Annotated in this window: 5 protein-coding genes and 1 pseudogene; 4 read left to right on the top strand and 2 right to left on the bottom strand. The window is 73.1% G+C overall.

All coding sequences use genetic code 11. The features are described 5' to 3' along the window. Window positions 1–68: 68 nt before the first annotated feature. Window positions 69–563 (bottom strand): annotated as a pseudogene (locus AB8Z75_RS28930) (bile acid:sodium symporter family protein); the annotation flags it as partial. A 301-nt stretch (window positions 564–864) separates the two neighbouring features. Here AB8Z75_RS28930 and AB8Z75_RS28925 point away from each other — a divergent pair. After that, window positions 865–2,145 (top strand): PP2C family protein-serine/threonine phosphatase, encoded by a 1,281-nt coding sequence (locus AB8Z75_RS28925; RefSeq protein WP_369207092.1) that lies wholly within the window; start codon window positions 865–867, stop codon window positions 2,143–2,145. An 84-nt stretch (window positions 2,146–2,229) separates the two neighbouring features. On the opposite strand, the gene AB8Z75_RS28920 is transcribed toward AB8Z75_RS28925, so the two are convergent. Continuing rightward, complete coding sequence (locus AB8Z75_RS28920) at window positions 2,230–3,114, bottom strand: hypothetical protein (RefSeq protein WP_369207090.1); 885 nt, start codon at window positions 3,112–3,114, stop codon at window positions 2,230–2,232. Between the two features lie 73 nt (window positions 3,115–3,187). Here AB8Z75_RS28920 and AB8Z75_RS28915 point away from each other — a divergent pair, with 73 nt between their 5' ends. From AB8Z75_RS28915 to argH, 3 genes are all read left to right on the top strand, one after another. After that, window positions 3,188–3,568: a DUF488 domain-containing protein gene (locus tag AB8Z75_RS28915; protein ID WP_369207088.1), complete on the top strand. Its 381-nt coding sequence runs from the start codon at window positions 3,188–3,190 to the stop codon at window positions 3,566–3,568. Between the two features lie 100 nt (window positions 3,569–3,668). Beyond that, window positions 3,669–4,865, top strand: a complete 1,197-nt coding sequence (locus tag AB8Z75_RS28910) for an argininosuccinate synthase (protein WP_369207086.1) — start codon at window positions 3,669–3,671, stop codon at window positions 4,863–4,865. Between the two features lie 116 nt (window positions 4,866–4,981). Continuing rightward, window positions 4,982–6,409 carry an argininosuccinate lyase gene (argH, locus tag AB8Z75_RS28905; protein WP_369207084.1) on the top strand — a complete coding sequence of 476 codons (1,428 nt, stop codon included), beginning with the start codon at window positions 4,982–4,984 and terminating at the stop codon, window positions 6,407–6,409. The last annotated feature ends 56 nt before the right edge of the window (window positions 6,410–6,465 follow it).

Raw genomic sequence — 6,465 nt, 5'->3', positions numbered from 1 at the left:
CTTCAGCCCGCTGGCCGCGCTGCCGGCCGCGGTCTTCTCCGTGTGGCACAACGTCTCGGGCGCGCTCGCGGCGGCGTCACCAGGGGAGCGACCACCGTCGAGACCGTGGCGACCGACACCGACAGCGCCACGTCGCCGCGCGCCAGGTACGTCCSSCYSCAACGTCGTGACGTACCTGGCGCGCAGCCGACGAGGATCACACCGGCGGCCAGCTGCGGGGACAGGTCGAGCGCGTGGGCGACCAGCCAGCCGAGCCCCGGCATGAGCACATAGTGCGCGACCAGCCCGAGCGCGACCGCCCACGGCCGCTTCGCCACGCCCCGGAAGTCCTGCGGCGTCATCGTGACGCCCATGCAGAACATCACCACGCCGAGCAGGTACGGCACCGCCTCGCCGCCGCCCTCGAAGGCGCCGGGCGCGAGGAGGCCCAGCACGCCAGCCAGGAGGACCAGCACGGGGAAGACGGTCACCGCGCGGCGCGCGCCGCGCTGCTCGGCCGCGGTGTCGGAGGAGCCCGAGGAGTCGGGTGAGTCCGGGGACGCGTTCTGCTGTTCGGTTCGCACGCGGGAAGACAACGCCCTGGTGGGGCGCCCGCGCAAGGCCGTCTCGCGATGTGACCCACGGTGATCACCGGCCGCGGCCGGCGGTCACGCACAGCAGATCCGCCGTCTGGCGGGACCGCAGCGCGAAAGCAGCCCGCCGATGACGGCGAGCGGCCTGGCGAGCGGGCTGCCCGGAGGCGGTGAGCGGCCTGCCCGGAGGCGGCGAGCGGGCTGCCCGGAGGCGGTGCGTATCGAGCGGCCTGCTCGGACGGAGGCGGTGCATATCGGGCGGCTTGCTCGGAGGCGGTGTATATCTGGAGGCGTGCGGCCCGCGCAGCTTCTGTCAGCTCTCCGTCGGTCGTGGCAGGGGCGTCACGCGCTGCTGGCACTGCCGCTGGGCCTGATCGTGGCCGTCACGGTGGTCGACATCCTCGCGCCGCGAGACGTGCACCTGGGGCCGCTGCTCGTCGCGGCACCGGCCGTCGCCGCGGCCATCGGCGGCGCCCGGCTCGTCACCGGGGTCGGCGCCCTCGCGGTGGTGGCGCAGCTGTTCATCGGGGTCACCCGGCGCGGCTGGCTCAGCCTCAACCACGAGCTCCAGGTCCTCTCGCTGGCCCTCGTCACGGTCGTCATCGCGGTCTTCTGCTCCGTACGGGAGCGCCACGGGCGGGAGCTCACCCAGCTCAGGTCCGTCGCCGCGGCGGCCCAGAGCGTGATCCTGCGGCCACTGCCGGGGCGGATCGGTCCGCTCCGGCTCGCCTCGGTCTACCTGGCGGCGGAGGCCGAGGCGCAGATCGGAGGCGACCTGTACGCCGCCGCCCGGGTACGGGGCGGCACCCGTCTGCTCATCGGAGACGTACGCGGCAAGGGCCTGGCCGCCGTCAGCGACGCCGCGATCGTCCTCGGAGCCTTCCGGGAGGCCGCCCACCGGCACGCGGACCTCGCCGGGCTCACCCGGGACCTGGAGCGCAGCCTCAGCCGGGCGCTCGGCGAAACCGCGGACGGGTCCGCCGGGCCCGGGCCTGCGGCACCCGGCGCGAGCGACGGCTTGGCCGCAGGTGCTTCCGCCGCGGAGCCAGGGGCCCCCGGCTCCGCGCACGGCCCACAGCCCGACGAGCCCGACGAGGCAGCCGACGAGCCCGACGAGCCCGGCGAGGTCATCGAGGTCGTCGAGGATTTCGTCACCGCCGCGGTCCTGGAGATCCCCGACGACGAGCCGGTGGTCCGGGTGGTCAACTGCGGGCACCCGCCGCCGCTGCTGCTGCGCGGCCACGAGGTCACCGGGCTGCCGGCGCGGCAGCCCGGGACGCCGCTGGGGCTGGGGGGTTTCGGGGACGCCGACTACCGCATCGACACCTTCTCGCTGGACGCCGGGGACGTGCTCCTGCTGTACACCGACGGGGTCATCGAGGCCCGGGACGGCACGGGGGATTTCTACCCCCTCTCGCAACGCCTGGGCGCGTGTGCGGGTGAGGACCCTCGCACCGTCGTCCAGCGGGTCAGGGACGACCTGCTCACCCACACCGGCGGCAGCCTGGACGACGACGCCGCGATGATCGCGCTCAGCAGGGAGCCGCTCGCGCCCTTGGGCGGGCGGACCTGACGCGGACGCCCCTCGGAGCCGGACCGGCGCGGCGTGTCCGACGGGGCCGTCGCTCGCCGGATGCGAGGAGGACGCCGCACGGCGTCACCGGGGCCCGGGCGCCCGCACGGTGAGGATGCCCAGCGTCGAGTGGGAGGGCAGCAGACCCGAGGAGACGACGGCCGTGAACGCGGGAGCGTTCAGTTCCGCCAGCCGTGCGCAGGCCTCCTCACCGAGGGCGCGGTATGGTGCCGCCGCCAACTCGTCCGTCCGCCGCTCCACCTCGTCGCGCAGGGCCCGCCCGGCGTCGGTGGCGGCCCCGTCCGCGTCCACCAGCCCCCGCGCCGCGAGCCGCTCGGTGGCGGCGGCCCACTCCTGTGCGCTCCAGCCGCGCGAGGCGAAGTTGCCCACCGGCGCGGCGCCGATCGAGGCGAAGGAGACCAGCGCCTCGCAGCCGTCCAGCCCGGCGGTCAGGAGCGCGGCGAGGTGGCCGTCGCCCCGGTGCTCGCGCAGGATGTTCGCAGCCTGCCACAGCACCAGGTGCGGCTCCTGGGGCCAGGGCAGCGCCGCGTTGGCGGCGGCGAGCGGGCGCCCGGCCAGGTCGGCGGCCTCGGCGGCCTTTCTGGCCAGCGCCGCCGCTTCGATGAGGCCGTCCTCGGCGATCCGGTTGCCGAGGACGGCGCGCAGCGCCGCGTCCACGCCCCGGGTGCGGGCCGCCAGAACCGCCTCGGGCGCGGCCGTCCGCCAGGCGGCCGGCACGTGGGTGGCGACCGTGCGCGGGCTGAAGCTGTAGAAGACGGCCGTCACCAGTTCGGGCGTCGCGGGCCCGAGTGGGGCGGCCCGCAGGGCGAAGTAGGCCGGCCAGCGCTCGGTGGTGTGGTAGCCGAGTGCGGTGGTCTCGGCGGCGACCTGGGGAGCGAAGTAGACGGAGGCGTAGACGGGTTCGAGCTGGTGCCACATCTGCCGCGCGAGACTCGGGAAGTCAGCCATGGCGGTAAGCTAACGGGGCAATGTGAACACCGTCAACATGCGTGGATGCCGCTCGTCCGCGCACGCTGGCGTCATGGCAGCCAAGAAGCAGACGAAGATCCAGGTGCGGCGCGTCTACGAGGAGGCCCGGCCCGGCGCCGACGGCGTCCGGGTGCTGGTCGACCGGGTGTGGCCGCGCGGTGAGTCCAAGGAGAAGGCGGCGCTGGACGACTGGAACAAGGACGTCGCGCCCAGCACCGAGCTGCGCAAGTGGTACCGGCACGATCCCGACCGCTACGAGGAGTTCGCCGAGCGGTACCGGGCCGAGCTGGCCACCGAGGAGGGCGAGCGCGCGTTCGACGCACTGCTGGCGACCGCGTCAGGAGCCGGGACCCTCACGCTGGTCACCGCCGTGAAGGATCCCTCGATCGGTCACACGCGGGTGCTGGAGGAGGAGCTGAAGGGCCGCCTCTGAGCGGGTGCGGGGGAGTCGTCGCAGGTCAGGCGCGCGTTGACGAAACATACGAGGGAGTGCATACTTATACCAGTCAGCGCATGCACGTAAGGAGAAGCCAGTGACCGAGCGCGTCGTACTCGCCTACTCCGGCGGCCTTGACACCTCAGTCTGCATCGGCTGGATCGCCGAAGAGACCGGTGCCGAGGTCGTCGCCGTCGCCGTCGATGTCGGCCAGGGCGGCGAGGATCTGGACGTCATCCGCAAGCGCGCGCTGGCCTGCGGTGCCGTCGAGGCCGAGGTCGCGGATGCCAAGGACGAGTTCGCCGACGAGTACTGCCTCCCGGCGATCAAGGCCAACGCGCTCTACATGGACCGCTACCCGCTGGTCTCCGCGCTGTCCCGGCCCACCATCGTCAAGCACCTGGTGGCAGCCGCCGAGAAGCACGGCGCCGGCACCGTCGCCCACGGCTGCACCGGCAAGGGCAACGACCAGGTGCGGTTCGAGGCCGGCATCTCCTCCCTGGCTCCCGACCTCAAGTGCATCGCGCCCGTCCGCGACTACGCCATGACCCGGGACAAGGCCATCGCCTTCTGCGAGGAGAAGGGCCTTCCCATCGCGACGAGCAAGAAGTCGCCCTACTCCATCGACCAGAACGTCTTCGGGCGCGCCGTCGAGACCGGCTTCCTCGAGGACATCTGGAACGCCCCGATCGAGGACGTGTACGACTACACCTCCAACCCCGCGACCCCGCGCGAGGCCGACGAGGTCGTCATCACCTTCTCCGCGGGCGTCCCCGTCGCCATCGACGGCAGGCCCGTCACCGTGCTCCAGGCGATCCAGCAGCTCAACGAGCGGGCCGGGGCCCAGGGAATCGGCCGGATCGACATGGTCGAGGACCGCCTGGTGGGCATCAAGTCCCGCGAGGTCTACGAGGCCCCCGGCGCCCTCGCGCTGATCACCGCACACCAGGAGCTGGAGAACGTCACCGTCGAGCGCGAACTGGCCCGCTACAAGCGGCAGGTCGAGCAGCGGTGGACCGAGCTGGTGTACGACGGCATGTGGTTCTCCCCGCTGAAGCGGGCGCTCGACGGCTTCATCGCCGAGGCCAACCAGCACGTGTCGGGCGACGTCCGGATGACCCTGCACGGCGGGCGCGCCGTGGTGACGGGCCGGCGCTCCGAGCAGTCGCTGTACGACTTCAACCTGGCGACCTACGACACGGGCGACACCTTCGACCAGTCGATGTCGAAGGGCTTCATCGAGATCTTCGGCCTCTCCTCGAAGATGGCCGCCAAGCGCGACCAGCAGGCGTAGCCGACGTTCTTGCCCCGGCCCCTCCCTTCCACTGCTCTCTGCGGCGCGCCCGCAGGGAAAGGCGAAGGAGAGGGGCCGGGGTACTCCCACCACCACAGGAGCAGGAGCACCCAGCAGTGACCAGCAACAACGAAGACGTCCGCCTGTGGGGCGGCCGCTTCGCCGACGGCCCGGCCGAGGCCCTCGAGAAGCTGTCCGCGTCGGTCCACTTCGACTGGCGACTGGCGCCGTACGACCTCGCGGGCTCCCGCGCCCACGCCCGCGTCCTCCACACGGCGGGCCTGCTCACCGCCGACGAGCTGCGCCAGATGATCGACGGCCTGGACGCCCTCGAACAGGACGTCGCCTCCGGCGCCTTCCAGGGCACCCTCGCCGACGAGGACGTGCACACGGCACTGGAACGCGGCCTGCTGGAACGCCTCGGCAAGGACCTGGGCGGCAAGCTGCGCGCGGGCCGCTCCCGCAACGACCAGGTGGCCACGCTCTTCCGGATGTACCTGCGCGACCACGCCCGCGTCCTCGGCGGCCTGCTGGCCGACCTGCAGGGCGCTCTCGTGGGCCTCGCCGAGGCGCACCCCGACGTCGCGATGCCGGGCCGCACCCACCTCCAGCACGCGCAGCCCGTCCTGTTCGCGCACCACGTCCTCGCGCACGCGCAGGCCCTCGCGCGGGACGCCGAGCGGCTGCGCCAGTGGGACGCGCGCACCGCCGTCTCACCGTACGGCTCCGGGGCGCTGGCCGGGTCCTCCCTCGGGCTCGACCCGGAGGCCGTCGCCGCCGATCTCGGCTTCGAGGGCGGCAGCGCGGCGAACTCCATCGACGGGACGGCCTCCCGCGACTTCGTGGCGGAGTTCGCGTTCGTCACGGCGATGATCGGCGTGGACGTCTCGAAGATCGCCGAAGAGGTCATCATCTGGAACACGAAGGAGTTCTCCTTCGTCACGCTCCACGACGCCTTCTCGACCGGCTCGTCGATCATGCCGCAGAAGAAGAACCCCGACATCGCGGAGCTGGCCCGCGGCAAGTCCGGGCGGCTGATCGGCAACCTGACCGGTCTGATGGCGACGCTCAAGGCGCTGCCGCTGGCCTACAACCGCGACCTCCAGGAGGACAAGGAGCCGGTTTTCGACTCCCTCGACCAACTGGAGCTGCTGCTGCCCGCGTTCACCGGCATGATGGCCACCCTCACCGTGCACGGCGACCGGATGGCCGAGCTGGCCCCCGCCGGGTTCTCGCTGGCCACCGACGTCGCCGAGTGGCTCGTCAAGCGCGGCGTCCCCTTCCGGGTGGCGCACGAGGTCGCGGGTGCCTGCGTCAGGGAGTGCGAGAGCGCGGGCATCGAGCTGGACGAGCTGACGGACGAGCAGTTCGCCGCGCTCTCCGAGCACCTGACACCCGAGGTGCGCGAGGTGCTGAACGTGCCGGGCGCCCTGGCGGCCCGCGACGGCAAGGGCGGTACGGCGCCCTCGGCGGTGGCGGCCCAGCTCGCCGACTTCCGCGCCGACCTGGACCGGCAGCGCGAGTGGGCGGACGCCAAGCGCTGACCCCCCGGCGCGCGCGCCGCCCCGCGCCCCCCGGCCCGGGACCCGGACGTGTCGGG

Source organism: Streptomyces sp. PU-14G (assembly GCF_041028275.1).
Taxonomy (GTDB): domain Bacteria; phylum Actinomycetota; class Actinomycetes; order Streptomycetales; family Streptomycetaceae; genus Streptomyces.
This window is presented reverse-complemented; position numbering and strand designations above follow the sequence as displayed.

Coding starts and splice junctions, on each gene's coding strand:
- AB8Z75_RS28920 (WP_369207090.1), bottom strand. CDS start 3,114: ATGGCTGACTTCCCGAGTCTCGCGCGGCAGATGTGGCACCAGCTCGAA.
- AB8Z75_RS28915 (WP_369207088.1), top strand. CDS start 3,188: ATGGCAGCCAAGAAGCAGACGAAGATCCAGGTGCGGCGCGTCTACGAG.